Here is a 23,344-nt window from a genome sequence, read left to right on the forward strand (position 1 = left end):
GGCCAAGAGAGCGCGGGAGAGAAGAGAAAAGGGAGAGAAAAAGAAATGAAAAATAGAACCAGGACCAGGAAAGCAGCGGCTGCCGCCTTGCTTCTGGCGGCCTGCGGCACTTTCTGGATGCCCGCTGCGGCACAGGGAAAGTCCGCGACCTACCGCTGCGGCAACACCTACACCGACCGCCCCTGCGAAGGCGGCAAGCAGCTCGCGCTGGACGACGCGCGCACCGAGGCGGACCGCCGCGCCGCAGAGGCCGCCACGCGCCGCGCCGAGCAGCGCGCCGACCAGCTCGAGCGCATCCGCCTGTCGCAGGAAAGGGAAGCCTACGAGCGCAGCCGCCGCTCGGCGCACGACGCCCGGCAGGCCGCCATGGCCGAACGCCGGCTCGCGGCTTCCGAACAGCTCGCGCGGGCACGCGCCCAAAAACTCGGCGCCGAACCCCGCAAGTCGAGCCCGCGCTTCAGCGGTGCGGCCGACGACGGGCCCGCCGCAGCGCAAGGCGGAAGCCGCAGGAAAAAGCGCAACGGTTCAAGCGCCGGCTGAGGGCGCAGGCGGCTCGGCAGCCGCGGCCTTTGCCTTGGCCGCGGCGAGCCGCTCGAACTTCTGCCAGAGCGTCTCGCGGCTTTCCACGTGAGCCGGGTTGATCGGGATGCACGCCACCGGGCACACCTGCACGCACTGCGGCTCGTCGAAGTGGCCGACGCATTCGGTGCACTTGTGCGGGTCGATCTCGTAGAACTCCGCGCCCATGTAGATCGCATCGTTCGGGCACTCGGGCTCGCAGACATCGCAGTTGATGCATTCGTCGGTGATCATGAGAGCCATGCCCCGATTATCGCGAACAAGGCACGGTTGTTGCACGAGTCGGGTTATGCTGCGCCCCGCCCCATGAGTCTGTTCATTTTCAAGCGCCTCGCCACGCTGATCGCCACGTTGATCGGCGCCTCGGTCATCGTCTTCCTCGTTCTCGAGATCCTGCCCGGCAATGCCGCGCAGATGCTCATGGGGCCCGACGCCGCGCCCGAGGCGGTGGCCGCGCTGGCCACCAAGCTCGGCCTCGACCAGCCGGCCTGGACGCGCTACTGGCACTGGATCGCGGGCCTTCTGACCGGCAACCTGGGCGACAGCTACGCCTACAGCTCGCCGGTGCTCGACCTCATCCTCGAACGGCTGGCGCTCACCGTGCCGCTCGCGCTGCTCGCGATGGCCTTCACCACGGTGCTCGCGCTGCTGGTGGGCGTGACCGCCGCCGCGCGCCACAACAAGCTCGGCGACGTGGGCCTGATGGGTCTCACCCAGGTGGGCATCGCCATTCCCAATTTCTGGTTCGCGATCCTGCTGATCCTGGTGTTCTCGGTGCAGCTGCAGTGGTTCTCGGCCGGCGGCTTCGAGGGCTGGGGCGAAGGCATCTTCGCGGGCCTCAAGTCGCTGCTGCTGCCGGCCCTGTCGCTGGCGGTGGTGCAGGCCGCGATCCTCGCGCGCATCACGCGCTCGGCGGTGCTCGAGGTGATGCGCGAAGACTTCGTGCGCACCGCGCGCGCCAAGGGCGTTTCGCAGCGCGCGGTGCTCTGGACCCATGTGCTGCGCAACGCGATGATCCCGGTGGTCACCGTGATGGGCATGCAGTTTTCCGAGCTGCTGGCCGGCACCATCGTGGTGGAGAACGTGTTCTACCTGCCGGGCCTGGGCCGGCTGATCTTCCAGGCCATCAGCAACCGCGACCTGATCGTGGTGCGCAATTGCGTGATGCTGCTCGCGGCCCTGGTGGTCATCGTGAACTTCGTGGTCGACGTGCTCTATGCCGTGATCGATCCGCGCATCAAGGCAAGCGACATATGAGCACCACCACCATTCCGAGCGCGGCCGCGCTCAAGGTGCCTGGGTTCTGGCGCCGCGCGCTCCGGCACCGCAGCTTCGTGCTCGGCGGCGTGCTGACGCTGCTCCTGCTGCTGGCCGCCGCCCTCTCGCTGGTGTGGACGCCCTGGTCGCCCTACGAGATGGACATGGCCAGCAAGCTCAAGCCGCCCTCGGGCGCGCACTGGCTGGGCACCGACACCTTCGGGCGCGACGTGGCCTCGCTGCTGCTGGTGGGGGCGCGCGCGTCCATCCTGGTGGGCGTGATCGCGGTGGGCATCGGCCTTGTCGTGGGCACCGCGCTGGGCCTGCTCGCCGCGGCGCGGCGCGGCTGGGTCGAGGAAGCGATCATGCGGCTCACCGATTTCTCGCTCGCGTTTCCGGCCATCCTGTCGGCCATCATGATGACGGCGGTGTTCGGCGCCGGCATCGTCAACGCGATCATCGCGATCGGCATCTACAACATCCCGACCTTTGCACGCATCACGCGCGCCTCGGCCAATGCCATCTGGTCGCGCGAATACGTGGCCGCCGCGCGGGCCTGCGGCAAGGGCTCGTTCGCCATCACGATGCAGCACGTGCTGCCCAACATCTCGGCCGTGCTGATCGTGCAGATCACGATCCGCTTCGCCATTGCCATCCTGGCCGAGGCCGCCCTTTCCTACCTTGGCCTGGGCACGCAGCCACCGCAGCCCTCGTGGGGCCGCATGCTGAGCGAGGCGCAGACCATGATGTTCCAGTCGCCGCTGCTCGCGGTGTTTCCGGGCATGGCCATTGCCATGGCGGTGCTCGGCCTCAACCTGCTCGGCGACGGGCTGCGCGACCTGCTCGACCCGCGCCTTGCGCGCGCCCGCTAAGCGATATGCCACTGCTCGAAGTCAAAGACCTGCACGTCGAACTGCAAACGCAGCGCGGCCCCGCCGAGGCCGTGCGCGGCATCGGCTTCACGCTGGAGCGCGGCGAAACGCTGGGCATCGTGGGCGAATCGGGCTGCGGCAAGTCGATCACGGTGATGTCGCTGATGGGCCTGTTGCCATCGACCGCCAAGGTCAGGGGCAGCATCCGCTTCGACGGCACCGAGCTCGTCGGCCTCGGCGAAAAGGCCATGTGCCAGATCCGCGGCAACCGCATCGGCATGATCTTCCAGGAGCCGATGACGGCGCTGAACCCGGTGCACACCATTGCGCGCCAGGTCGGCGAACCGCTGCGGCTGCACCGCGGGCTCACGGGCGCCGACGCGCGCAAGGAAGTGCTGGCGCTGCTCGATCGCGTGGGCATTCCCGATGCGGCTTCGCGGCTCGATGCCTATCCGCACCAGTTCTCGGGCGGGCAGCGCCAGCGCATCGGCATTGCCATGGCGCTGGCCTGCGGCCCCGACCTGCTGATTGCCGACGAGCCCACCACCGCGCTGGACGTCACCATCCAGAAGCAGATCCTCGAACTGATCCAGGGCCTGGTCGCGGAGCGCGGCATGGCGCTGATCCTGATCTCGCACGACCTGGGCGTGATCGCCCAGAGCGTCTCGAAGATGCTGGTGATGTACGGCGGCAGCGTGGTCGAGAGCGGCCCGACTGACACCGTGTTTGCCGAGCGCGCGCATCCCTACACGCAGGGCCTGTTTGCGGCGCGGCCGGCGCTTGGCGCGCCGCGCGGCATTCGCCTGGCCACCATCCGGGGCAGCGTGCCCGAGCTGGTCGACCTGCCGCCGGGCTGCCCCTTCGCGGGCCGCTGCAAGTACACGGTCGACGCCTGCCACACGATGCGGCCGCTGCCGACCGTGCTGCGGCACGCGCATGCGGTGCGCTGCATCCGGCTCGAGGAAATTGCGGCGGAAGGCGCGCTCGAATCATGAACCAACCCGCCAGCACGCAGCCCCTGCTCGAGGTGACGGACCTCGTGCGCCACTACGCGCTGCCGCGCGAAAAGCTCTTCGGGCCGCCGCCGCTGGTGAAGGCGCTCAACGGCGTGAGCTTCAGCGTCGCGGCCGGCCGCAGCCTGGGCATCGTCGGTGAATCGGGCTCGGGCAAGTCGACCATCGCGCGCCTGGTGATGGCGCTCGACACGCCCACCTCGGGCAGCGTCCGCATGCTGGGCCGCGACCTGCACCGGCTGCCCAAGGGCGAGCTGCGCGCGGCGCGGCGCGATTTCCAGATGGTGTTCCAGGACCCGTACGGCTCGCTCGATCCGCGCCAGACGGTGGCGCGCATCGTCGCCGAGCCGCTCGAAGCACTGGCCGAAACCAGCCGCGCCGAACAGCGCGAGCGCGCCTCCGAGGCGCTGGCCGCCGTGGGCCTGCGCACCACCGACATGGACAAGTACCCGCACGAATTCTCGGGCGGGCAGCGCCAGCGCATCGCGATCGCGCGCGCGCTCATCACGCGGCCCAAGCTCATCGTGGCCGACGAGCCCGTGAGCGCGCTCGACGTGTCGGTGCAGGCCCAGGTGCTCAACCTCATGCAGGACCTGCAGCAGCAGTTCGGCGTGAGCTACCTGCTCATCAGCCACGACCTCGCGGTGGTGAACCACCTGTGCGACGAGGTCTGCGTGGTGTGGAAAGGCAAGATCGTCGAGCAGGGCCCGCCCGGCGATCTCTTTCGCAATGCGCAGCATCCCTACACGCGCACGCTGCTCGACGCGGTGCCGCGCACGCCCGCCGGGGGCACGCTGCTGGCGGCCTGACATCGAGGCTTCGCGGACTGGTCCTAGGATAGGAGCGTCATAAGCATCTGGTTGCGCGGCCGCCTGCCTGCGCGCAAGATGCCTGCCCCCCCGTTCCGAGGACACCGCTTCATGCTCAAACGACGCACCCTGCTCGCCACCGGCGCCGCAGCCCTGGCTCCTCTCGCGCTGCCGGCGACCGCCTTCGCGCAGAGAAAGAAGGACGCGCTGGTGCTGGCGCTCACGCTCGAACCTACAGGGCTCGACCCCACGGCCAAGGCTGGCGCCGAGATTGCGGAGGTGGTGCTCTACAACGTCTTCGAGACGCTCACCAGGATCAATTCCGATGGCAGCGTTTTGCCCCTGCTGGCCGAGCGCTGGGAAATCTCGCCCGACCTCAGGACCTACACCTTCCAGCTGCGGCGCGGCGTGAAGTTCCACAACGGCGAGCCCTTCGACGCGAACACCGTCAAGTTCTCGTTCGACCGCGCCGCCGCGGCCAACAGCACCAACAAGGACAAGCGCACCTTCACCAACATCGCCGCGCAGGTGGTGGACGCGCACACGGTGGTGCTGATCAGCAAGGAGATCGAGCCCGAACTGCTCTTCCTGCTGGGCCAGGCCTCGGCCATCATGGTCGAGCCCAGGACGGTGGAGACGAACGCCGTCAAGCCCGTGGGCACAGGCCCTTACCGGCTCGACAGCTGGGCCAAGGGATCGGCCATCGTGCTCGCCAAGTGGGAGGGCTGGCGCAACGCCGACGCGGTGCAGATCCGCAAGGCGAGCTTCCGCTTCATCTCCGAGCCAGCCGCGCAGACGACGGCGCTGCTCTCGGGCGATGTCGACCTGTTCCCGCACGCCTCGGTCTCGCGCAGCCTGCCGCAGTTCCAGAACGACAAGCGCTTCCAGGTGGTGTTCAACGCCTCGCGCGGCAAGACCATCCTGGCCATCAACAACAGGCGCAAGCCGCTCGATGACGTGCGCGTGCGCCGCGCCATTGCCGCGGCCATCGACCGCAAGGCGGTGATCGAGGCCGCCGCGGACGGCCGCGGCGTGCCCATCGGCAGCCACTACGTGCCGGGCGCGCCGGGCTACGTCGACACCACGGGCATCAACCCCTACAACGTCGAGAAGGCGAAGCAGCTGCTGGCCGAGGCGGGCGTGAAGACGCCGCTCGAACTCGACCTGGTGCTGCCGCCTCCGCCCTATGCGCGGCAGGGCGGCGAGCTCATTGCCGCGCAGCTGGCCAAGGTGGGCATCGTCGCCAAGGTCCAGAACGTCGAGTGGGCGCAGTGGATCAGCGGCACCTACGGCAACAGGAACTACGACCTCTCGCTGATCCTTCACGTGGAGCCCTTCGACCTCGTGAACTACACCAAGCCCGAGTACTACTGGGGCTACCAGTCGGCCAGGTTCAACGAGCTGTTCGACAAGGCGCGCAACAGCGCGCGCACCGCCGACCGGCTGCGCTACCTGGGCGATGCGCAGCGCCTGCTGGCCGAGGACGCGGCCAATGTCTTCCTCTACCAGCCGCAGTTCATCACGGTGGCGGCGCGCGGCCTGCGCGGGCTCTGGAAGGACACGCCGATCTTCGTCAACGACATCGCCGCGCTCTCCTGGAGCTGAGCCCGGCATCCGGGAACGTCCCGAGGAAATAGCGCCTGCGCGGACCAGCGCCGAAGCCTGCGCTGCGAGAGAATGGCTCGCTGCCCGCGCGTGGCATCTTTCGTGCTGCGTGTCCTTCCTTCGTGCCGCCGCGCCTCCATTCGGGGCGCGCCGCGCATGGGAAGCAGCCATTCGCATCCATCGTTTTTCCGGAGATCACAACGTATGTTGAACCGTCGCACCCTCCTTGCCACTGCCGGCGCCACCGTGGCGCTGGCCTCTCCCATCGCCGGCATGGCGCAGGGGCGGAAGGACGCCATCGTGATCGGCATGGCGCTCGAGCCGCCGGGCCTGGACCCGACCGCCGGCGCCGCGGCCGCCATCGCGGAGGTGGTGCACTACAACATCCTGGAGACGCTCACCAAGATCAACGCCGACGGCAGCGTCACGCCGCTCCTGGCCGAGAGCTGGGAAGTCTCGCCCGACCTGAAGACCTACACCTTCAAGCTGCGGCGCGGCGTCAAGTACCAGAACGGCGAGCCCTTCAATGCCGCCGCCGTGAAATTCTCCTTCGACCGCGCCGGCGGCGAGAAGAGCACCAACAAGGACAAGCGCACCTTCGCGAACCTGAGCACGCAGGTGGTCGACGACTACACCGTGGTGGTCATCAACAAGGAAATCGACCCCGACCTGCCCTTCGTGCTGGGCCAGGCCACGGCCGTGATCGTCGAGCCCAAGAGCGCCGACGGCAACGCCACCAAGCCGGTCGGCACCGGCCCCTACAAGCTCGACAACTGGGCCAAGGGCTCGTCGATCACGCTGAGCAAGTGGGAGGGCTTCCGCAGCCCGGCCACGGCCAGGATCAACAAGGTCACCTTCCGCTTCATTTCCGACACGGCCGCGCAGGCCGCCGCGCTGATGGCCGGCGACGTCGACGTGTTCACGCGCATCGGCACGCGCGCGGTGCCGCAGTTCAAGATGAACCCGCAGTTCCAGGTGATCCTGGCCGGCTCGCGCGCCAAGACCATCCTGTCGATCAACAACAGGAAGAAGCCGCTGGACGACGTGCGCGTGCGCCGCGCCATCCTCGCGGCCATCGACCGCAAGGCCGTGATCGAAGGCGCGGCTGACGGCTTCGGCGTGCCGATCGGCAGCCACTACGTGCCGGGCGCCGCGGGCTATGTCGACACCACGGGCATCAACCCCTTCGACCTCGAGAAGGCCAAGAAGCTGATGGCCGAGGCCGGCGTGAAGACGCCGCTCGAACTCACCATGACGCTGCCGCCGCCACCCTACGCACGCCAGGGCGGCGAGGTGATCGTGGCGCAGCTCGCCAAGATCGGCATCACGGTCAAGGTGCAGAACGTGGAGTGGGCGCAGTGGCTCAGCGGCACCTACGGCAACAAGGACTACGACCTGTCGATCGTCTCGCATGTCGAGCCCTTCGACCTCGGCAATTACGCCAAGCCCGACTACTACTGGGGCTACCAGTCGAAGGCCTTCAACGCGCTGTTCGACAAGATCAAGGCGACGGCCAATGCGGCCGAGCGCAACAAGCTGCTCGGCGAAGCGCAGAAGATGCTGGCGGCCGATGCGGCCAACGGCTTCCTCTACCAGCCGCAGTTCCCCACCATCGCGAAGAAGAACGTGAAGGGCCTCTGGAAGGAGAACCCGATCTTCGTGAACGACCTCTCTGCGCTGTCGTGGGGATGAGTGCCGACGTGTCCTCCTCTTCTTCCTCTTCTTCATTGAACGAGCTTTCCGCCCAGGAACTCTCCGCCGCCTACCGCGACAGGCGCCTGTCGCCTGTCGAAGTCACGCAGGCCGTCATCGCGCAGATCGAGCGCTGCGAGCCCAGGCTGCAGGCCACCTGGCTCTTCAGGCCCGAAGCCGCGCTCGAGCAGGCGCGCGCTTCGGAAGCGCGATGGCAGCGCGGCGACGCGCTCGGCCCGCTGGACGGCGTGCCGGCCACCATCAAGGAAAACATCGCGACCCGCGGTGATCCGATGCCGGCCGGCACGGCCGCCGTCGACCTGAAGCCCGCGGCCGCCGATGCACCGCCCGCCGCGCGCCTGAAGGAGGCCGGCGCGGTGATCGTGAGCAAGACCACCATGCCGGACTACGGCATGCTGTCTTCGGGGCTATCGAGCTTCCACACGCTGGCGCGCAACCCGTGGGACCTGAGCCGGACCCCCGGCGGCTCGAGCGCCGGCGCCGGTGCCGCGGCCGCCGCGGGCTACGGCCCGCTGCACATCGGCACCGACATCGGCGGGTCGCTGCGGCTGCCCGCGAGCTGGTGCGGCATCTTCACGCTCAAGCCGAGCCTGGGCCGCATCCCGATCGACCCGCCCTACATGGGCCGCGCGGCCGGCCCGATGACGCGCAGCGTCGGCGATGCGGCGCTGATGATGCAGGTGCTTTCAAAGCCCGATGCGCGCGACAGCATGAGCCTGCCGCCGCAGGACATCGACTGGGAGAGCTTCGACGTATCGCCCGACCATCTGCGCGGGCTGCGCATCGGCCTGCTGCTGGACGCGGGCTGCGGCCTGGCGGTCGAGCCCGAGATCCAGGCGGCGGTCGAGCATGCGGCGCGTCTGTTCGAAAAGGCCGGCGCCATCGTCGAGCCGATGCAGCCGTTCATGTCGCAAGCCATGCTCGACGGCATGGACCACCTGTGGCGCATGCGCTCGCTGGTGGACATGAAGGCCCTGCGCCCCGACCAGCGCGCCAAGGTGCTGCCCTACATCCGCGAGTGGGCCGAGAGCGCGGCCGAGTTCAGCGGCGAGCATGTGTTCCGCGGCTTCAGCCAGTTCCATGCGACCCGCGTGGCCACGGTGCAGGCCTGCGCGCGCTTCGACTACGTGATCTCGCCGGTGTCGCCGAACATGCCGGCGGCCGCGGAGGCGCCTTCGCCGACCAACGATCCGCTGCGGCCGCTGGAGCACATCGGATTCACGGTGCCGTTCAACATGTCGGAGCAGCCGGCGTCGTCGGTGAACTGCGGGTACTCGGCGAGCGGGCTGCCGATCGGGCTCCAGATCGCCGGGCAGCGCTTCGATGACCTCGGTGTGCTGCGCGTGTCGCGCGCGTTCGAGCAGATTCGGGAGCCGCAGCGGCCCTGGCCTGTGGCGCATTGAACGGTGGGACAGCCGCTGTTGTTCAGGGCGCGCTCCCGCCGACGGGAGCGTTGGACAGAGCACCGGTTGATCAGCGGTGCGCAACGAGCGTGCCCTGTGCCCAGGGCATCGGGTGCTCCCCGCAGCGAAATAAAGGAGGAGGGGCGTAGCCCCGGGGGACATTCGCGGAGGGGAGTACCCGGTGGCCTGGGCACGCGCCCTGAAAAGCAGCAGCGCCCGAACAAAACAGCAGCAGCAACAGGAAATCAAGTCGCAGCGTAGCGCCCCGGCTTGTGGTTGATCCACAGAAAAAGCCCCATCACCACCGCAGCCAGCACCGACCATCCCACGCGCTGCGGCGGAATCACGAACAACGCGAGCAGCACCACCGTGCAGTCGATGCCGATCTGCACCTTGCCCGCGGGCCAGCCGCGCTTTTCCTGCAGGTACAGCGTCAGCACCGTCGCGCCGCCCAGGCTCGCGCGGTGGCGCGCGAGGAACAGGCAGCCGGTGCCCAGCAGCAGGCCGCCGAGCACCGCTGCGAAGGCCGGGTGCAGCGAATCGATCGAGATGTAGCGCGGCGCCCAGTCGGTCATCACCGACAGCAGCGCGATCGCCGAAAAGGTCTTGACCGTGAAGGCCCGGCCCATGTGGCGCCATGCGAACCAGTAGAACGGCAGGTTCACCAGGAAGAACACCTTGCCGAAGCTCACACCCGTGGCGTAGTGCAGGAGAAACGCGACACCCGCCGTACCGCCCGTGAGCAGCCCCGCCTGGCCGAACAGCATCATGGCGATGGCGACGAACAGGGTGCCCGAAAAGATGGCCTGCGCATCGTCGAAACGCGAGTGGCGCAGCAGTTCCGGCTGCGTGGCGGGTTGTTGTGGCGCATCCATGGCGGGCCTGACGCAAATCCCGCGCCACCTGGCGGCCTCAGACCAGGTGGGTGGCCAGCATCTCCCGCGCCCGCGTCACGAATTCGGTCTCTCCGCGGCGCGCGGGCAGGAACTGGAACGCAACCCGGGGCAGGGCCGGCAGGCCGTGCGGCGGCGCGAGCCGGGCGACCCCCTCGCACACCGCCGACTCGTTCAGGCAGGCCACGCCCAACCCCGCAGCCAGCGCCGACTGCAATCCCGCCACGCCCGACGCCACGTGCGCCAGCACATACGGCACGCGCCGCCGCCGCAACAGCGCCACCGTGTACTGGTGCAGCGAGCAGGTGTCCGGCAAGGCCAGCAGCCGGACCGGCTCGCCGCGCGCGAGCCGCATGCCGGCCGCGCCGAGCCACGCGAGCGATTCGCGCCGGATCACCGGAGCCTTCGCGCCCGGCTCGGTCGTTGGCGACGTCCCGGCGATGTTCATCGCCAGCCCCACGTCGAAATCGCCGTGCGCATAGGCGGCCCGCAGCGCGTCGCTCTTCATGATGCTCACGTGCAGCCGCACCTGCGGATAGCTCTCGCCAAGGCGCCCCAGCAGCCGCGTGAGATCGCCGGGGCGAAAGTAGTCGGTCACGGCGAGCCGCAGTTCGCCCTGCAGCGTCTCGCCATGCAGATCGCGGAACGCCTCGTCGCTGAGCGCGAGGATGCGGCGCGCATAGGCCAGGAGCCGCGTGCCGGCCTCGGTCGGCGCCACGCCGGCCTTGCTGCGCGTGAGCAGCGACTGCCCTGCCCGCTCCTCGAGCTTGCGGATCTGCTCGCTGACCGACGACTGCGACAAAAACACGCGCGGCGCCGCGGCCGTGAGGCTGCCGGCATCGATCACCGCGGCCAGGGTGCGAAGCTGCTCCAGGTCGAAGGTCTGCATGGTTCGTCCATCCGTTTATCCGATGGATTCCATCATATCTTCCCGCTTTTCCGATGTTCGAGGAGTTCCCACAATAGCCCCATCGTTCACTCATTCCTTCATGGAGTTCCCTATGCCGCACATCGTTGTCCACCTCTCGGGCGAACCCGACGCCCAGCTCACGCGCAAGACGGTCGACGTGGTCGCCGAACTGACCCAGAGCGTGCTCGGCAAGCAGCTGCCGGTGATCGCCATCACCGTGCAGTACATCGCCGCCGACACCTGGTTCATCGGCGGGCAGTCGCTGGCCTCGCTCGGCAAGTCGGCCTTCCACCTCGACATCAGCATCACGGACGAGACCAACACCAAGGCGGAAAAGGCGCGCTACCTGCGCGAGGTGCATGCCGCCATGGCGCGGCTGCGGCCCGACCTGCACGAGGTTTCGTACATCCACGTGATCGACGCCCGCGGCGCGGCCTACGGCTACGGCGGAAAGACGCAGGAGTACCGCCACCAGCAAGCGGGCGTTTGAAGCCCGCGGCGGGGCATGGCACCATCCGGCCATGCCTCCAGCCACCCTGCATGCCGACAGCTTCGGCAACCCGCTCACGCTCGACGATGCCGCCAGCCTGCCGCTGGTCGAAGACTTCGCCATGGGCTTCGTCTCGACCGAGGCGCGCGCGGTCAACCTGCTGGCCCTGGCCGACAGCGACGCGAGCCCGATGGTGCAGGCCTACTGCGCAACGCTGCACCTCTTCGCCGAATCGCGCGATGCCGCGGCCAATGCGCGGCCCTTTCTTGCCAAGGCGCGCGCCGCAGCCGAACGCGCCACGCCGCGCGAACGGCGCTACATCACGGCCATCGAAGCCTGGGCCGAGGGCGACATCGCCAAGGCCATCGCCCTGCACGCCGAGCAGGCTCGGGAGCATCCGCGCGACCTCGTGTCGGTGAAGCTGGGGCAATACCACTGCTTCAACACCGGCGACTGCCCGGGCATGCTGCGCCTGGCGCTCGCCGCGCTGCCGGCCGCGTCCGACGTGCCGTACGTGCATGGCATGGCCGCCTTCGGCTACGAGCAGTGCCACCTGATGCGCGAGGCCGAGGCCAGCGCGCGCCGCGCCATCGGCATGTGCCGCAAGGAGCCGTGGGCGCACCATGCGCTGGCGCATGTGATGCTCACCGAAGGCCGGCTCACCGAAGGCCTGGCCTTCATGCAGGGCGTGAGCGACACCTGGAGCGGACTCAACTCGTTCATGGTCACGCACAACTGGTGGCACGTGGCGCTGTTCCTGATCGAGCTCGGCCGCGACGGCGAAGCGCTCGCGCTCTACGACCGCGAGGTGTGGGGCGTGGTGAAGGACTACTCGCAGGACCAGATCAGCGCCGTCTCGCTGCTGGCGCGCTTCGAGCTCGCGGGCATCGGCGTGGGTGCGCGGTGGGACGACGTGGCGAGCCACCTGCTGCAGCGCACGGCCGACCACGTGCTGCCCTTCCTCGACCTGCAGTACCTGTATGGCCTGGCGCGCGCCGGGCGGCCCGAAGCGGACACGCTGCTGCGCAACATCGAAGCCCATGCGGCGCGCGCGCCGCTCTCCACGCGCGCCGCCTGGCAGAGCGTGTGCGTGCCGGCCGCGCGCGGGCTCGTTGCCCATGCGCGCGGCGATTTCGCCGCCGCCATCGAAGGACTCGGCAGCGCCCTGCCGCGCCTGGTCGAGATCGGCGGCAGCCATGCGCAGCGCGACCTGTTCGAGCAGGTGTACCTCGATGCGCTCGTGCGCACCGGCGGCCAGGCCGCGCTCGCGGGTGCCCAGGGCATCCTGCAGCAGCAGCTCAACGGCCAGCCCGAATCGCTGCGCCTGCGGCGCCAGGCCGGCGAGGTCTATGCGCGGCTCGGCCTCGGGCAGCTGGCTTCGCGCATCCGGGAAACCGGCCGCTGAACAGAGCTGCCTTGCTTTGCCCGCCCGGGGCGGCTCAGCTCTTCTTCAGATGCCGCCGCTGGTCGTAGGTCGGCTGCGGCGGCAGGTCGGCCAGGTGCCGCGTGTCGGCCCAGTCGAGGATCTCGATGGCGTCGGGCATGGCCGGGTCGGCAATGCGGATGCGGTTGAAGCCGGCGTTGGGAATGTCGCTCTGGCGCGGCCCGCTGAGGCTGAGCCCGCGCGCGGTGCGCCACACCATGTCGAGCACGCCGCCGTGCGTGACGACCACCAGCCGCTGCCCCCGGTGCGCAGCCGCCAGCGCGCCGATCGCCGCGACGATGCGCGTGTGGAATTCGCGCGCCGTCTCGCCTTCGGGCATGGCGTGGTCCTCGCGGAACTCCAGCCATTGCTCCCAGGCTCGCGGATGCAGCGCCTGGATCTCGTCGGCCCGCATGCCTTCGACAATGCCGAAATACTGCTCGCGCAAGCCCACCGACGTGACCACCGGCAGCGACAGCTGCTGCGCGGCCGGCGCGGCGGTCTGCTGCGCGCGCATGAGGTCGCTGCTGATGATGTGCTGCGCGGTGTCGCCCGCCAGCCGCAGCCCGAGGCGGCGCGCCTGCTCGTGGCCGATGTCGTTGAGCGGCACGTCGGCATGCCCCTGGAAGCGCAGCTCGCGGTTCCAGGCGGTTTCGCCGTGGCGGATCAGGATGAGTTCGGTCGCGGAGTCGGGTGGAGGCGTGGGCATGGAACGCCCATTCTCCACTGCGTGCGTGACGCTCGGGACCTGGGTGGCGGCATCTGTTGCAGCGCCGCCACCTGCAGCTCGAACGGGGCCGCACTCGCCGCGCCGGCGATGGCGCAAAATCCGGCCATGCCCCACCTTGTCCTGCTGCCCGGCCTTGCCTGCGACGAGCGCATCTGGGAGGCCCAGCTTCCCGCGCTCGAGCCCCTGTTCGAAACGCGCGTGACCGATGCCCACATGCGGCACGACACCATCGAAGCCATGGCCGCGGCCGTGCTGCGCGAGAACCCCGGCCCGCTCCTGCTCTGCGGCGCGTCGATGGGCGGCATGGTGGCGATGGAAGCTGCGCGGCAGGCGCCCGAACGCATCGCGGGGCTCGCGCTGCTGGGCACCAACGCACGGCCCGAGGCGCCCGAGATGTACGAGCTGCGCGAAAGCGCGATCGAACTGTTCGAACGCGGCGAACTGCGCGACGTGATCGAGCCCAACGTCGTGTTCGCCTTTCACCCGGCGCAGGCCGCCGACGAGGCGCTGGTGCAGCGCTATGTCGAGATCGTGCTGGATGCCGGCACGCAGCAGCTCATCACCCAGAACCGCGCGGTGATGCGGCGCCCCGACGCGCGCACCCACCTGCCCTCGCTGCGTGCGCCGGTGCTGCTGGTGTGCGGCGACACGGACCGGCTGACCCCGCCCGACTGCACGCGCGAGATCGCGGCGCTGGTGCCGCATGCCGAAGTGGTGTGGGTGCCGCAATGCGGCCACATGCTGACGATGGAGCAGCCCGCTTCCGTGAATGCGGCGCTGCTCGGCTGGCTCGCTCAGTGGAGCTGACCGCCGGTTTCGGCCACGTCCTTTTCAACAGCCAGCGCGGTCGCCACCGCGATGCGCAGCGCCTCGACCATGGTGGCCAGCGACATGCTCGGCGCGCCGGGAAAACGCGCCGCCTGCTCGGGCAGGTAGGGAATGTGGATGAAGCCGCCGCGCAGCCCCGCCGCCGGATGCGTGGCGATGCGGTGCATCAGGCCGTAGAAGATGTGGTTGCAGACAAAAGTCCCGGCCGTGTTCGAGACCGACGCCGGAATGCCTGCCGCACGCAGGTCGCGCACCATGGCCTTGATCGGCAGCGTCGAGAAATACGCCGCGGGCGCGCCGGGCACCACGGGCAGGTCGATCGGCTGGCGGCCCGCGTTGTCGGCGATGCGGCCGTCGTCGATGTTGATGGCCACGCGCTCGGGCGTGATCTCTGCGCGGCCGCCGGCCTGGCCGATGCACAGCACCAGCCGGGGCTGCAGTTCGTCCATCGCACTTGCCAGCGCCTCGATGGCCTGGCCGAACACGCAGGGCATCTGGCGCGCATGCACGGTGGCGCGGCCGCACTGCCAGCCATCGAGCGCGCGCACGGCCTCCCATGAAGGATTGAGCGCTTCGCGGTCGAACGGATCGAAGCCGGTCAGAAGGACGTTGGTTCGCTGCGCCATGGCTTGAATCAGGCCATCGCGCGAACCGCGATGCCCTCTTGCTGCAGGCGCTCGCGAATGCGGCGCGCAAAGGCCAGCGCGTGGGCGCCATCGCCATGCAGGCACACGGTCTGGGCATTGACCGGCACGATGCTGCCGTCGATCGCCTTGACCTTGCGGTCGCGCACCAGCGAGAGCGTCTGGGCGAGGGACTGCTCCTCGTCCTCGATCAGCGCGCCGGGCTGGCTGCGCGGCACCAGGCTGCCGTCGGGCATGTAGCCGCGGTCGGCAAAAACCTCTTCGACCGGCGTGAGGCCGGCACGGCGCGCGGCGTCGATCATGCCGCTGCCCGCAAGGCCGAAGAAGCGGAGCGAGGGATCGAAGCGCCGCACCGCTTCGCAGAGCGCGTCGGCGAGTTCGGGCTCCTTCACGGCCTGGTTGTAGAGCTGGCCGTGCGCCTTCACGTGCGAGAGCTGGCCGCCCTCGGCCTTGGCGATCGCGGCCAATGCGCCGACCTGGTAGAGCACGTTGGCCACGATCTCGTCGGGCGGCAGGTGCATGGTGCTGCGGCCGAAGTTCTCGCGGTCCGGAAAGCTCGGATGGGCGCCGATGGCCACGCCGTGCGCGATGGCCCAGCGCACGCACTGCCGCATGGTCTTGGCGTCGCCCGCATGCCAGCCGCAGGCGATGTTGGCCGAGCTCACGAGGCCGAGCAGCGCTTCGTCGCTGCCGGCGCCTTCGCCGAGATCGGCATTCAGGTCGATTTGCATGGGGTGGGTTCCTTCTTCAAGACAGGCCGGCACGCCGGGCCAGCCGGCGCGCCTGCGCTGCTCGCACAGTCTATGCCGGTCTCGTCCAGCCCGCTGCCGCCAGCCCTTGCGCGACCTGCGCAAGATAGCGCTGCTGCCCGGCCCAGGCCTCGAGCGCCGCGGCCATGTCGACCTGCACCAGCCGCAGCCGGCCGTCCAGCGGCGCCTGCGCGAGCTTCCACAGGTCGGCGCGGATCACCACGCCGATGCGCGGATAGCCGCCGGTGGTCTGCGCGTCGCCCATCAGGATGATCGGCTGGCCCGAGGGCGGCACCTGGATCGTGCCGGGAATGACGCCCGACGAGAGCATGTCGGCACTGCGCCGGCGCTTGAGCTCGGCGCCCGCGAGCCGGCTTCCCATGCGGTTGCTCTGCGCGGTGATGCGCCAGCGCTCGCTCCACAGCAGCGCCTGCGAGGCCACGGTGAACTGGTCGAATTCGGGGCCGGGCAAGACGCGCAGGGCGATGGCCGAATCGCTTTCCTCCGCTCCCCAGTCCGGACCGCGCAGGCCGAACGGGCGCCGCGCGAGCCGGGCGGCATCGAGCGCCGTGGCGCCCAGTGGGAGCCGGTCGCCCTTGCGCAATGCGCGTCCCTGGTGGCCGCCGAAGCCGGCCTTGAGGTCGGTGCTGCGCGAGCCGAGCACCGGCGGCACGTCGATGCCGCCCGCCACCGCGAGCCAGCTGCGCAAGCCGGCCTTCTTGGCGCCAGCCGCGTTGGCGCCCGCGAGCTTGAGCGTTTGCCCCGCCGCGACAGGCACGCTCCAGCAGGGCCAGAGCGGTGCGCCGTCGAGCCGGGCGCCAAAGCCGTCGCCCACCAGCGCGATGCGCGTGGCGGTCTCGAAGCGGATCTCGCAGCCGCCCATGGTGATTTCGAGGCCGGCTGCACCGTCGGCATTGCCGACCAGCCGGTTCGCCAGTGTGAGCGCCAGCACGTCGAGCGCGCCGCCGGGGCAGATGCCGAGCTGGCGGTGCCCGTGCCGCCCCAGGTCCTGCACCGAGGCCAGCATGCCGGGCTTGTGCACCAGCATCATGTCTGCACGCTTTCGACGACGAAGCGCACGTGGTCGCCCGGACGCAGCAGGGTGGGCGGCTCGGCCGATGGATCGAAGAGCTCGAGCGAGGTGCGGCCGATCAGCTGCCAGCCGCCCGGCGACACCAGCGGATAGATGCCGGTCTGCTCGCCGCCGATGCCGACCGAGCGCGCAGGCACCGCCGTGCGCGGCTCGGCGCGGCGCGGCGTGGCAAGCTCGGGCGGCAGCCCGCCCATGAAGGCGAAGCCGGGCAGGAAGCCCAGCAGGTAGACCACGTAGTCGGCCGCGCTGTGGCGCCGCACCACTTCGGCCGGCGTGAGCCCGGTGTGCGCCGCGACATTGGCAAGATCTGGGCCGTGCTCGCCGCCATAGGCCACCGGAATCTCCACCCTGCGGCCTTCGATGGCCGTGGCCGACAGCTGCGGCCAGGCCTCGTTCACGCGCGACATCAGCGCCTCGATATCGATCGCGGTCGGATCGAAGGTCAGCGTGAGGTTGTTCATGCCCGGCAGCACCTCGCCCACGCCGGCCCATTGCTGCACCTCGGCACCCAGCGCCCAGATCTGCTGCTGCTGCGCCAGCGTGGCGGGCGGCGCCAGCTCGCAAAGCAGCGCCGCATCGCCCAACGGGTGCAGGCGCGGCAAGGGGAGCCGGCTACTCACGACCGAGGCTGCGCACCTTGGCTGCGAGCTGCTTCTCCACATCGGGCGAGACGAACTTGTGGACCTCGCCGCCGAGCATGGCGATCTCGCGCACGAAGGTGCTCGAGATGAACTGGTACTTGTCGCTGGGCGTGAGGAACACGGTTTCGACGTCGGGCATCAGCGAGCGGTTCATGCCCGCGAGCTGGAATTCGTAGTCGAAGTCGGTCACGGCGCGCAGGCCGCGCACCATGGCCTTGCCGCCGCGCGCCACCACGAAGTCGCGCAGCAGGCCCGAGAAGCTCTCGACCGTGACCTGGTCGCTGTAGGGCTTCACGGCCTCGCGCGCCATCTCGATGCGCTCCTGCAGGCTGAACAGCGCCTTCTTGTGATGGCCCGCCGCCACCGCGACGATGACCTTGGAGAAGAGCTGGGTTGCACGCCGCACCACGTCCTCGTGGCCGAGGGTGATGGGATCGAAAGTGCCGGGATAAACCGCGATCACGTTGCTGGCCATGGTTGCTTCTTCCTCATGCAGCCGGTGCGGCTTGTTCGGCGGATTATGCAGTCCCGTTCGCGGCCTGCCGCAGCAAGTGAGCGTGCACCGCCCCTGCCTTGAGGTAACGAAAACCAACAAGGCCGAGCGCGGCCAGCTCCTCGTCGCTCCAGCGGCGCGGTGCCTCCAGGTAGACGGCACCCCCGCTTTTCATGGCGCGCGCGGCGGCCCGCAGCGCGGGTTCGTAGAGGGCGATGCTCTCGAAAGGCGGATCGAGAAAGACCGCATCCAGGCTGCCCGCGGGCGCACGCTCGAGCGCAGTGAGCCCGCTGCCGCGCTCGATGCGCACGGCCTCGGCCGAGAGCTTGGCCTTGGCGGCCTGCAACTGGGCCGCCAGCGCGGCGTCCTGCTCGCAGAGCAGCACGCTCGCGGCACCGCGCGACGCGGCCTCCAGGCCGAGCGCGCCGGTGCCCGCGAAGGCATCGATGCAATGCCAGCCCGGCAGTTCGCCGCCGCCGGCGCCCGCAATGCTCGCGAGCCAGTTGAACAGCGTCTCGCGCACGCGGTCGGGCGTGGGGCGCAGGCCCGGCTTGTCGGCCACCGGAAGGCGGCTGCGCTTCCATTGGCCGCCGATGATGCGCACTTCGTGCGGCAGCGATTTCGATCGCGGCGGTGGCGGTGGTGTCGAGGGGGAGCGCCTGGCGGCTGCGGCTTTCTTCTGGGGCATGCGGCAAGCTTAACGCCGCATCCGGGCTCAGGCCCCGAGCAAGGCCCGCCGCGCCAGCAACGCGGCAAGCAGCAGCATCGTGCCGCCGATCAGCGCGTCGAGCATCTGCCAGGCGCGCGGCCGCGCAAACACCGGCGCCAGCCAGCGCGCACCGAAGCCCAGCACCGAGAACCACAGCGCGCTCGCAATCGCCGAGCCGGCGACGAACCAGGCCTTGAGTGCCCCGCCGTACTGGGCGCCGGTGCTGCCCACGAGCAGCACGGTGTCGAGATAGACATGCGGGTTCAGCAAGGTGAAGCCCGCCGCCTGCGCCAGCACGGCGGTGCGCGAGAGCGACACGCCCTGGGCCTTTGCCTGCAGCGTGCCGGGCTGCCGGGCCCGCCACAGCGCGCGCAGCCCGTACGCCCCCAGGAACAGTGCACCGAGGCCGGCGAGTGCGGTGGCGAATGCGGGCCGCCCTTTCAGCGCCTGCGCCATGCCAGCCACGCCGGCGGTGATCAGGAGGGCATCGCTCGCCGCACAGAACAGCACCACGGCGCTCACATGCTCGCGCCGCAGCCCCTGGCGCAGCACATAGGCGTTCTGCGCGCCGATGGCGACGATGAGCACCAGGCTCATGAGGAACCCATTGACGAATGCGGCAGAGATTTGTTCGATCACCATGGCGCCAGCTTGCCGCTTCGGCTGCATTAATTCAAACTAAACTTCCTAAGCCATGTTCAGTTTTTCTAATCCACGCGAACCATGCTCGACTACGCCGCCCTGAATGCATTGGCCGCCGTGGTGCGCGAAGGCAGCTTCGAGCGCGCGGCCCGCGCCCTCCACGTCACGCCTTCGGCCGTCTCGCAGCGCGTGAAGCTGCTCGAGGAGCGCACGGGCGGCGCGCTGCTGGTGCGCGGCCAGCCCTGCATCGCGACGGAAGCCGGGCAGCAGCTGTGCCGGCACATCGAACGCGTGGGCATGCTGGAACACGAGCTGCGCGAGGCGCTGCCGGCACTCGGCATGGGCGGCCGAAGCGGCGAGGGAGCCGAACGGGTCACGGTGCGCGTGGCGGTGAATGCCGACAGCCTGGCCAGCTGGTTCATGGCCGCTGCTGCAGCCTTTGCAAGGCAGGAAGAATCCGCCCTGCTCGACCTGACGGTGGACGACCAGGACCACACGGCCGAGCGCCTGCGCAGCGGCGCGGTGCTGGCGGCCGTCACCGCGCTCGCGCAACCGGTGGCCGGCTGCAACAGCGAAGCGCTGGGCGCCATGCACTACGTGGCCGCCGCAAGCCCGCAGTTCGTCGAGCGGTACTTCGCCAAGGGCGTGGGTGCGCGCACCCTGGCCCATGCGCCGAGCCTGGTGTTCGACCGCAAGGACCGGCTGCAGGCACGCTGGGTGCGGCGCATCTGCCACCGCAGCATCGAGACGCCGCGGCACTGGCTGCCATCGGCCCAGGGTTTCGTCGAAGCGGCGCGCGCCGGCATGGGCTGGGGGATGCTGCCGGCCAGCATGGCGGCCGAAGCGATGCGCGCGGGAGCATTGGTGGAGCTGGTGCCTGGCTCGGCGCTGCAGGTGCCGCTCTACTGGCAGCAGGCGCGCGCCGCGCCGCAGCTGCTCGAGCGGCTCAAGGCCGCAGTGCGCGCGGCCGCCGCAAGCGGCGCGCACGCCCTGCGCTGAACAACGCGGCCCTATTTTCCGCCCACCACCACCGTCACCATGCGTTCGGGCTGCAGCTTGCGCGCGAAGGCGGCCCGGACCTCGGCCGCCGTGACCGCGTCCATGCGCGCGGTCCAGGTGTCGAGATAGTCGAGTGGCAGGTCGTGCCAGGCGATGTTGGCCACGTTGCCGATGAGCTTGCGGTTGCTGTCCAGCAGCAGCGGGAAGCCGCCGATCAGGTTGTCCTTGGCGGCCTTGAGCTCGGCGGCGGTGGGGCCTTCGGCCACGAACCTGGCGAGCACGTCGCGTGAGACCTTCACCGCCTCTTCGGCCTGGTCGGGGCGCGTCTGGAAGCCGACGCGGAAGGCGCCGGCGTCCAGCCCCGGCGCGAAGCCGCTGTAGACGCTGTAGGCCAGGCCGCGCTTCTCGCGCACTTCGTTGGTCAGCCGCGAGACAAAACCGCCGCCGCCCAGCACGTAGTTGCCGAGCGTGAGCGCGAAATGGTCCGGGTCCTTGCGCGGATAGCCGGGCTGGCCGATCAGCACGTGGGCCTGGGCCGAAGCGAAGGGAATGCGCTCGTCCTTGGGCGCGGCGAGCGCGGCCACCGGCGCAATCGCCGGGAGCGGCGTGCACGCCTCGGGCCCCGGCAGCCGGGAGAGCAGCGCGGTGGCCATGGCCTCGGCCTCGGCGCGGGTCACGGCGCCCACGATGCTGAGCTTGGCCCGGCACGGCACGATCAGCTCCTGGTAGCGCTGCCGCATGGCGGCGGTGTCGATGCGCGCGAGCGTGGCCTCGGTGACTTCCTGGCCGTAGGGATGGCCGCCGTAGACGGCCTTCGCGAAGGCGCGGCCCGCGATGGTTGCCGGCTTGGTGTTGGCCTCCTTCAGCGAGGCATTGATGCGCTCCCGCTCGCGCTGCCAGATGTCGTCGGGAAAGGCCGGCTCGCCGATCTCGCGCGAGGCCAGCGCCACCACCTTGGCGCGCAGCGCCGGGTCGGACAAAGTGCGCAGCGAGTAGCTGGCGCGGTCGGTGCCGGCGCTGGTGCCGAACTCGGCGCCCAGGTCGGCCCAGGCTTCGCCGAGCGCGTTCTCGTCGAGCGCCGGCTCGCCGTTCTTGCCGGCGCGCACGCCCTTCTCGACCATGGTCGCGGTCGCGCTGGCCAGGCCGGCCTGGCCGGCCGGATCGCGCCGGCTGCCGGCATCGAAATCGATCTGCACGTCGACGATGGGCAGCGCCTGGGTCGACACCAGGTAGATCTTGGCGCCGCTCGCGAGCGTCCAGTGCTCGATCGGCAGCGCGGCCTGTGCGGCGTTCAGGCCGGCGAAGGCCGTGGCGGCCGCGAACAGCGCGGAGCGCAGGATTTTTGTCATGGGGGTCATTGAAGAATCCGGGCCTTTCAGCGCAGTTCGCCCTGCGGGGCGGCAAAACCGCGGCCGCGCGGCCTGGCGTCGAGCGGCAAGGGGCGCAGCGTGGCCACGGTGAGCTGGTCGTCGCCGAAATATTTGGCGGCCACGGCCTGCACCTGGGCCGGCGTCACGGCCTGCAGCTTCGCGACGATGCGCGCGCTGGTGTCCAGCGGCAGTCCCTGCACCCAGTTGCTGCCGAGCTCGCGGGCCTGCGCCATCACGGAGTCGCGCTTGTAGGTTTCGCTGGCCACCCACTGTGTCTTGACGCGCGCGAGTTCGGCTTCGCTCACGCCCTCCTTCGCAACGCGCGCCACCTGGGCGCGCAGCGCCGCCTCCACCGCTTCGGCGCTCTTGCCGTGGGCCGGCACGCCCACCAGCGTGAACAGCTGCGGCCCGCGGCCGGCCAGGCCCGAGTAGGCGCTGGCCGAATCGGCCACGCGGTCGGGGCCCTGGGTCAAGGCACGGTCGAGCCGTGCACCCGTGTAGCCGTCGAGCACGGCCGACAGCACTTCGAGCGCCCACACGTCGCTGTCCGCGGCATCGATGCTCTCCAGCTGCGGAATACGGAAGGCGAGCGACACGTAGGCCTGCTCGGCCGGCGCCTTGAACTCGATGCGGCGGATGCCGCGCTGCGCGGGCTCGGTGCGCGGCTTGCGCGCAGGCACGGCGCGCGCGGGGATGCTGCCGTAGTACTTCTCGGCCAGCGCACGCACCTGGGCCACGTCGACGTCGCCGGCCACCACCACCGCGGCGTTGGCGGGCACGTACCAGTGGCGGAAGAAGGCGCGGGCGTCGTCGGCCGTCATCGCGTCGAGGTCGCTCATCCAGCCGACCACGGGGCGGTGGTAGGGCGAGGCCATGAACACGGCCGCGTTCTGCTGCTCGCCGAGCAATGCGCGCGGCTGGTCTTCGGTGCGCAGGCGCCGTTCCTCCTTGACCACCTCGATCTCGCGCTTGAACTCGTCGTCGGACCACTGGTTGTTGGCGAAGCGGTCCGATTCGAGTTTCATGACCTGCTCCAGGCTGGCCACGGGAATCTGCTGGTAGTAGCCCGTGTAGTCGCGCGTGGTGAAGGCGTTCTCCTGGCCGCCCAGCGCCGCCACGCGGCGCGAGAACTCGCCGGGCTTGATGTCCTTGGTGCCCTTGAACATCATGTGTTCGAGCACGTGGGCCACGCCCGAGGTGCCGTCGACCTCGTCCACCGAGCCCACGCGCACCCAGAGCATCTGCACCGCGGTGGGCGCGCGCCGGTCGGGCTGCACCAGCAGCGTCATGCCGTTGGCCAGGGTGAATTGCCGGGGTGCGGATGCGGCCGCGGCGGCAGCGTCGGAGGGAGCGGCGGTGGGAACCGGTGTGGGCTGGGCCTGCGCAGGCATGGCCCACAGCGCGCAAAGCGCCATTGCCAGCACCGCACCGGACGCAGCACGGCGTGGCGAGGGGTGTTTCATAGAATGGGTCGGATTG

Annotated in this window: 25 protein-coding genes; 12 read left to right on the forward strand and 13 right to left on the reverse strand. The window is 69.8% G+C overall.

The window, feature by feature from the left end; all coding sequences use genetic code 11:
• Nucleotides 1-45: 45 nt before the first annotated feature.
• The gene (locus ACAM58_RS21545; RefSeq protein ID WP_369663544.1) at nt 46-540 is read left to right on the forward strand and encodes a hypothetical protein; all 495 of its coding nucleotides are present in this window, start codon (nt 46-48) and stop codon (nt 538-540) included.
• Here the strand turns inward: ACAM58_RS21545 and ACAM58_RS21550 are convergent.
• Nucleotides 526-822, reverse strand: coding sequence for a YfhL family 4Fe-4S dicluster ferredoxin (locus ACAM58_RS21550; protein ID WP_028256292.1), 297 nt, complete (start codon nt 820-822; stop codon nt 526-528). The two genes, ACAM58_RS21545 and ACAM58_RS21550, sit on opposite strands and share 15 nt — an antisense overlap.
• 63 nt (nt 823-885) lie before the next feature.
• On the opposite strand from ACAM58_RS21550, the gene ACAM58_RS21555 reads away from it, so the two are divergent.
• From ACAM58_RS21555 to ACAM58_RS21585, 7 genes are all read left to right on the forward strand, one after another.
• On the forward strand, nt 886-1,836 hold the full coding sequence (locus ACAM58_RS21555; protein ID WP_015867120.1) for an ABC transporter permease: 951 nt from the start codon (nt 886-888) through the stop codon (nt 1,834-1,836).
• On the forward strand, nt 1,833-2,708 hold the full coding sequence (locus tag ACAM58_RS21560) for an ABC transporter permease (RefSeq protein ID WP_015867121.1): 876 nt from the start codon (nt 1,833-1,835) through the stop codon (nt 2,706-2,708). Before ACAM58_RS21555 ends, ACAM58_RS21560 begins: the two co-directional genes overlap by 4 nt.
• Before the next feature lie 5 nt (nt 2,709-2,713).
• Nucleotides 2,714-3,703 carry an oligopeptide/dipeptide ABC transporter ATP-binding protein gene (locus tag ACAM58_RS21565; RefSeq protein ID WP_028256291.1) on the forward strand — a complete coding sequence of 330 codons (990 nt, stop codon included), beginning with the start codon at nt 2,714-2,716 and terminating at the stop codon, nt 3,701-3,703.
• Nucleotides 3,700-4,530 (forward strand): ATP-binding cassette domain-containing protein, encoded by an 831-nt coding sequence (locus ACAM58_RS21570; protein ID WP_028256290.1) that lies wholly within the window; start codon nt 3,700-3,702, stop codon nt 4,528-4,530. The genes ACAM58_RS21565 and ACAM58_RS21570 overlap by 4 nt, the downstream gene beginning before the upstream one ends.
• A gap of 111 nt (nt 4,531-4,641) precedes the next feature.
• Nucleotides 4,642-6,135 (forward strand): ABC transporter substrate-binding protein, encoded by a 1,494-nt coding sequence (locus ACAM58_RS21575; protein WP_028256289.1) that lies wholly within the window; start codon nt 4,642-4,644, stop codon nt 6,133-6,135.
• Between the two features lie 204 nt (nt 6,136-6,339).
• Nucleotides 6,340-7,827, forward strand: coding sequence for an ABC transporter substrate-binding protein (locus ACAM58_RS21580; protein ID WP_369663545.1), 1,488 nt, complete (start codon nt 6,340-6,342; stop codon nt 7,825-7,827).
• On the forward strand, nt 7,824-9,251 hold the full coding sequence (locus ACAM58_RS21585; protein WP_369663546.1) for an amidase: 1,428 nt from the start codon (nt 7,824-7,826) through the stop codon (nt 9,249-9,251). Before ACAM58_RS21580 ends, ACAM58_RS21585 begins: the two co-directional genes overlap by 4 nt.
• Before the next feature lie 245 nt (nt 9,252-9,496).
• Here the strand turns inward: ACAM58_RS21585 and ACAM58_RS21590 are convergent, their stop codons facing one another.
• Both ACAM58_RS21590 and ACAM58_RS21595 read right to left on the reverse strand, forming a co-directional pair.
• The gene (locus ACAM58_RS21590) at nt 9,497-10,126 is read right to left on the reverse strand and encodes a YitT family protein (protein WP_018906731.1); all 630 of its coding nucleotides are present in this window, start codon (nt 10,124-10,126) and stop codon (nt 9,497-9,499) included.
• A gap of 37 nt (nt 10,127-10,163) precedes the next feature.
• On the reverse strand, nt 10,164-11,033 hold the full coding sequence (locus ACAM58_RS21595; RefSeq protein WP_018906730.1) for a LysR family transcriptional regulator: 870 nt from the start codon (nt 11,031-11,033) through the stop codon (nt 10,164-10,166).
• Nucleotides 11,034-11,145: 112 nt separating this feature from the next.
• Here ACAM58_RS21595 and ACAM58_RS21600 point away from each other — a divergent pair, with 112 nt between their 5' ends.
• Together ACAM58_RS21600 and ACAM58_RS21605 are read left to right on the forward strand one after the other, a co-directional pair.
• The gene (locus ACAM58_RS21600) at nt 11,146-11,544 is read left to right on the forward strand and encodes a tautomerase family protein (protein ID WP_018906729.1); all 399 of its coding nucleotides are present in this window, start codon (nt 11,146-11,148) and stop codon (nt 11,542-11,544) included.
• A 31-nt stretch (nt 11,545-11,575) separates the two neighbouring features.
• Complete coding sequence (locus ACAM58_RS21605) at nt 11,576-12,949, forward strand: tetratricopeptide repeat protein (RefSeq protein WP_018906728.1); 1,374 nt, start codon at nt 11,576-11,578, stop codon at nt 12,947-12,949.
• Nucleotides 12,950-12,983: 34 nt separating this feature from the next.
• On the opposite strand, the gene ACAM58_RS21610 is transcribed toward ACAM58_RS21605, so the two are convergent.
• Nucleotides 12,984-13,676, reverse strand: a complete 693-nt coding sequence (locus ACAM58_RS21610; protein ID WP_018906727.1) for a histidine phosphatase family protein — start codon at nt 13,674-13,676, stop codon at nt 12,984-12,986.
• 126 nt (nt 13,677-13,802) lie between these two features.
• Here ACAM58_RS21610 and ACAM58_RS21615 point away from each other — a divergent pair, with 126 nt between their 5' ends.
• Nucleotides 13,803-14,504 carry an alpha/beta fold hydrolase gene (locus ACAM58_RS21615; RefSeq protein ID WP_230537949.1) on the forward strand — a complete coding sequence of 234 codons (702 nt, stop codon included), beginning with the start codon at nt 13,803-13,805 and terminating at the stop codon, nt 14,502-14,504.
• Here the strand turns inward: ACAM58_RS21615 and pcp are convergent.
• From pcp to ACAM58_RS21650, 7 genes are all read right to left on the reverse strand, one after another.
• Nucleotides 14,492-15,151, reverse strand: a complete 660-nt coding sequence (gene pcp, locus ACAM58_RS21620) for a pyroglutamyl-peptidase I (RefSeq protein WP_018906725.1) — start codon at nt 15,149-15,151, stop codon at nt 14,492-14,494. The genes ACAM58_RS21615 and pcp overlap by 13 nt on opposite strands.
• 8 nt (nt 15,152-15,159) lie before the next feature.
• Entirely contained in the window at nt 15,160-15,900 is a 741-nt protein-coding gene (gene pxpA, locus ACAM58_RS21625; protein WP_015867135.1) for a 5-oxoprolinase subunit PxpA, read from the reverse strand.
• 70 nt (nt 15,901-15,970) lie between these two features.
• Complete coding sequence (locus ACAM58_RS21630) at nt 15,971-16,969, reverse strand: biotin-dependent carboxyltransferase family protein (protein ID WP_018906724.1); 999 nt, start codon at nt 16,967-16,969, stop codon at nt 15,971-15,973.
• Nucleotides 16,966-17,613, reverse strand: a complete 648-nt coding sequence (gene pxpB, locus ACAM58_RS21635) for a 5-oxoprolinase subunit PxpB (protein WP_018906723.1) — start codon at nt 17,611-17,613, stop codon at nt 16,966-16,968. Before pxpB ends, ACAM58_RS21630 begins: the two co-directional genes overlap by 4 nt.
• A 10-nt stretch (nt 17,614-17,623) precedes the next feature.
• Entirely contained in the window at nt 17,624-18,127 is a 504-nt protein-coding gene (coaD, locus tag ACAM58_RS21640) for a pantetheine-phosphate adenylyltransferase (protein ID WP_015867138.1), read from the reverse strand.
• Nucleotides 18,128-18,170: 43 nt separating this feature from the next.
• Nucleotides 18,171-18,833 (reverse strand): RsmD family RNA methyltransferase, encoded by a 663-nt coding sequence (locus ACAM58_RS21645; RefSeq protein ID WP_015867139.1) that lies wholly within the window; start codon nt 18,831-18,833, stop codon nt 18,171-18,173.
• 27 nt (nt 18,834-18,860) lie between these two features.
• A complete protein-coding gene (locus tag ACAM58_RS21650; RefSeq protein WP_369663547.1) occupies nt 18,861-19,496 on the reverse strand; it encodes a LysE/ArgO family amino acid transporter in 636 nt (211 codons plus the stop codon).
• Nucleotides 19,497-19,577: 81 nt separating this feature from the next.
• Between ACAM58_RS21650 and ACAM58_RS21655 the strand changes: the two genes are divergently transcribed.
• Entirely contained in the window at nt 19,578-20,495 is a 918-nt protein-coding gene (locus tag ACAM58_RS21655) for a LysR family transcriptional regulator ArgP (RefSeq protein ID WP_018906721.1), read from the forward strand.
• An 11-nt stretch (nt 20,496-20,506) separates the two neighbouring features.
• On the opposite strand, the gene ACAM58_RS21660 is transcribed toward ACAM58_RS21655, so the two are convergent.
• Nucleotides 20,507-21,853: a M16 family metallopeptidase gene (locus ACAM58_RS21660; RefSeq protein WP_369663548.1), complete on the reverse strand. Its 1,347-nt coding sequence runs from the start codon at nt 21,851-21,853 to the stop codon at nt 20,507-20,509.
• Nucleotides 21,854-21,870: 17 nt separating this feature from the next.
• Complete coding sequence (locus tag ACAM58_RS21665; RefSeq protein WP_369664507.1) at nt 21,871-23,280, reverse strand: M16 family metallopeptidase; 1,410 nt, start codon at nt 23,278-23,280, stop codon at nt 21,871-21,873.
• Nucleotides 23,281-23,344: the final 64 nt, after the last annotated feature.

Source organism: Variovorax sp. V116 (genome assembly GCF_041154435.1).
Lineage (GTDB): Bacteria > Pseudomonadota > Gammaproteobacteria > Burkholderiales > Burkholderiaceae_C > Variovorax > Variovorax paradoxus.

What these genes read in the sequence shown, in the direction of transcription:
- ACAM58_RS21545 (WP_369663544.1), top strand. Translation starts at nt 46, where the DNA reads ATGAAAAATAGAACCAGGACCAGGAAAGCAGCGGCTGCCGCCTTGCTT.
- ACAM58_RS21550 (WP_028256292.1), bottom strand. Translation starts at nt 822, where the DNA reads ATGGCTCTCATGATCACCGACGAATGCATCAACTGCGATGTCTGCGAG.
- ACAM58_RS21555 (WP_015867120.1), top strand. Translation starts at nt 886, where the DNA reads ATGAGTCTGTTCATTTTCAAGCGCCTCGCCACGCTGATCGCCACGTTG.
- ACAM58_RS21560 (WP_015867121.1), top strand. Translation starts at nt 1,833, where the DNA reads ATGAGCACCACCACCATTCCGAGCGCGGCCGCGCTCAAGGTGCCTGGG.
- ACAM58_RS21565 (WP_028256291.1), top strand. Translation starts at nt 2,714, where the DNA reads ATGCCACTGCTCGAAGTCAAAGACCTGCACGTCGAACTGCAAACGCAG.
- ACAM58_RS21570 (WP_028256290.1), top strand. Translation starts at nt 3,700, where the DNA reads ATGAACCAACCCGCCAGCACGCAGCCCCTGCTCGAGGTGACGGACCTC.
- ACAM58_RS21575 (WP_028256289.1), top strand. Translation starts at nt 4,642, where the DNA reads ATGCTCAAACGACGCACCCTGCTCGCCACCGGCGCCGCAGCCCTGGCT.
- ACAM58_RS21580 (WP_369663545.1), top strand. Translation starts at nt 6,340, where the DNA reads ATGTTGAACCGTCGCACCCTCCTTGCCACTGCCGGCGCCACCGTGGCG.
- ACAM58_RS21585 (WP_369663546.1), top strand. Translation starts at nt 7,824, where the DNA reads ATGAGTGCCGACGTGTCCTCCTCTTCTTCCTCTTCTTCATTGAACGAG.
- ACAM58_RS21590 (WP_018906731.1), bottom strand. Translation starts at nt 10,126, where the DNA reads ATGGATGCGCCACAACAACCCGCCACGCAGCCGGAACTGCTGCGCCAC.
- ACAM58_RS21595 (WP_018906730.1), bottom strand. Translation starts at nt 11,033, where the DNA reads ATGCAGACCTTCGACCTGGAGCAGCTTCGCACCCTGGCCGCGGTGATC.
- ACAM58_RS21600 (WP_018906729.1), top strand. Translation starts at nt 11,146, where the DNA reads ATGCCGCACATCGTTGTCCACCTCTCGGGCGAACCCGACGCCCAGCTC.
- ACAM58_RS21605 (WP_018906728.1), top strand. Translation starts at nt 11,576, where the DNA reads ATGCCTCCAGCCACCCTGCATGCCGACAGCTTCGGCAACCCGCTCACG.
- ACAM58_RS21610 (WP_018906727.1), bottom strand. Translation starts at nt 13,676, where the DNA reads ATGCCCACGCCTCCACCCGACTCCGCGACCGAACTCATCCTGATCCGC.
- ACAM58_RS21615 (WP_230537949.1), top strand. Translation starts at nt 13,803, where the DNA reads ATGCCCCACCTTGTCCTGCTGCCCGGCCTTGCCTGCGACGAGCGCATC.
- pcp (WP_018906725.1), bottom strand. Translation starts at nt 15,151, where the DNA reads ATGGCGCAGCGAACCAACGTCCTTCTGACCGGCTTCGATCCGTTCGAC.
- pxpA (WP_015867135.1), bottom strand. Translation starts at nt 15,900, where the DNA reads ATGCAAATCGACCTGAATGCCGATCTCGGCGAAGGCGCCGGCAGCGAC.
- ACAM58_RS21630 (WP_018906724.1), bottom strand. Translation starts at nt 16,969, where the DNA reads ATGATGCTGGTGCACAAGCCCGGCATGCTGGCCTCGGTGCAGGACCTG.
- coaD (WP_015867138.1), bottom strand. Translation starts at nt 18,127, where the DNA reads ATGGCCAGCAACGTGATCGCGGTTTATCCCGGCACTTTCGATCCCATC.
- ACAM58_RS21645 (WP_015867139.1), bottom strand. Translation starts at nt 18,833, where the DNA reads ATGCCCCAGAAGAAAGCCGCAGCCGCCAGGCGCTCCCCCTCGACACCA.
- ACAM58_RS21650 (WP_369663547.1), bottom strand. Translation starts at nt 19,496, where the DNA reads ATGGTGATCGAACAAATCTCTGCCGCATTCGTCAATGGGTTCCTCATG.
- ACAM58_RS21655 (WP_018906721.1), top strand. Translation starts at nt 19,578, where the DNA reads ATGCTCGACTACGCCGCCCTGAATGCATTGGCCGCCGTGGTGCGCGAA.
- ACAM58_RS21660 (WP_369663548.1), bottom strand. Translation starts at nt 21,853, where the DNA reads ATGACCCCCATGACAAAAATCCTGCGCTCCGCGCTGTTCGCGGCCGCC.
- ACAM58_RS21665 (WP_369664507.1), bottom strand. Translation starts at nt 23,280, where the DNA reads ATGGCGCTTTGCGCGCTGTGGGCCATGCCTGCGCAGGCCCAGCCCACA.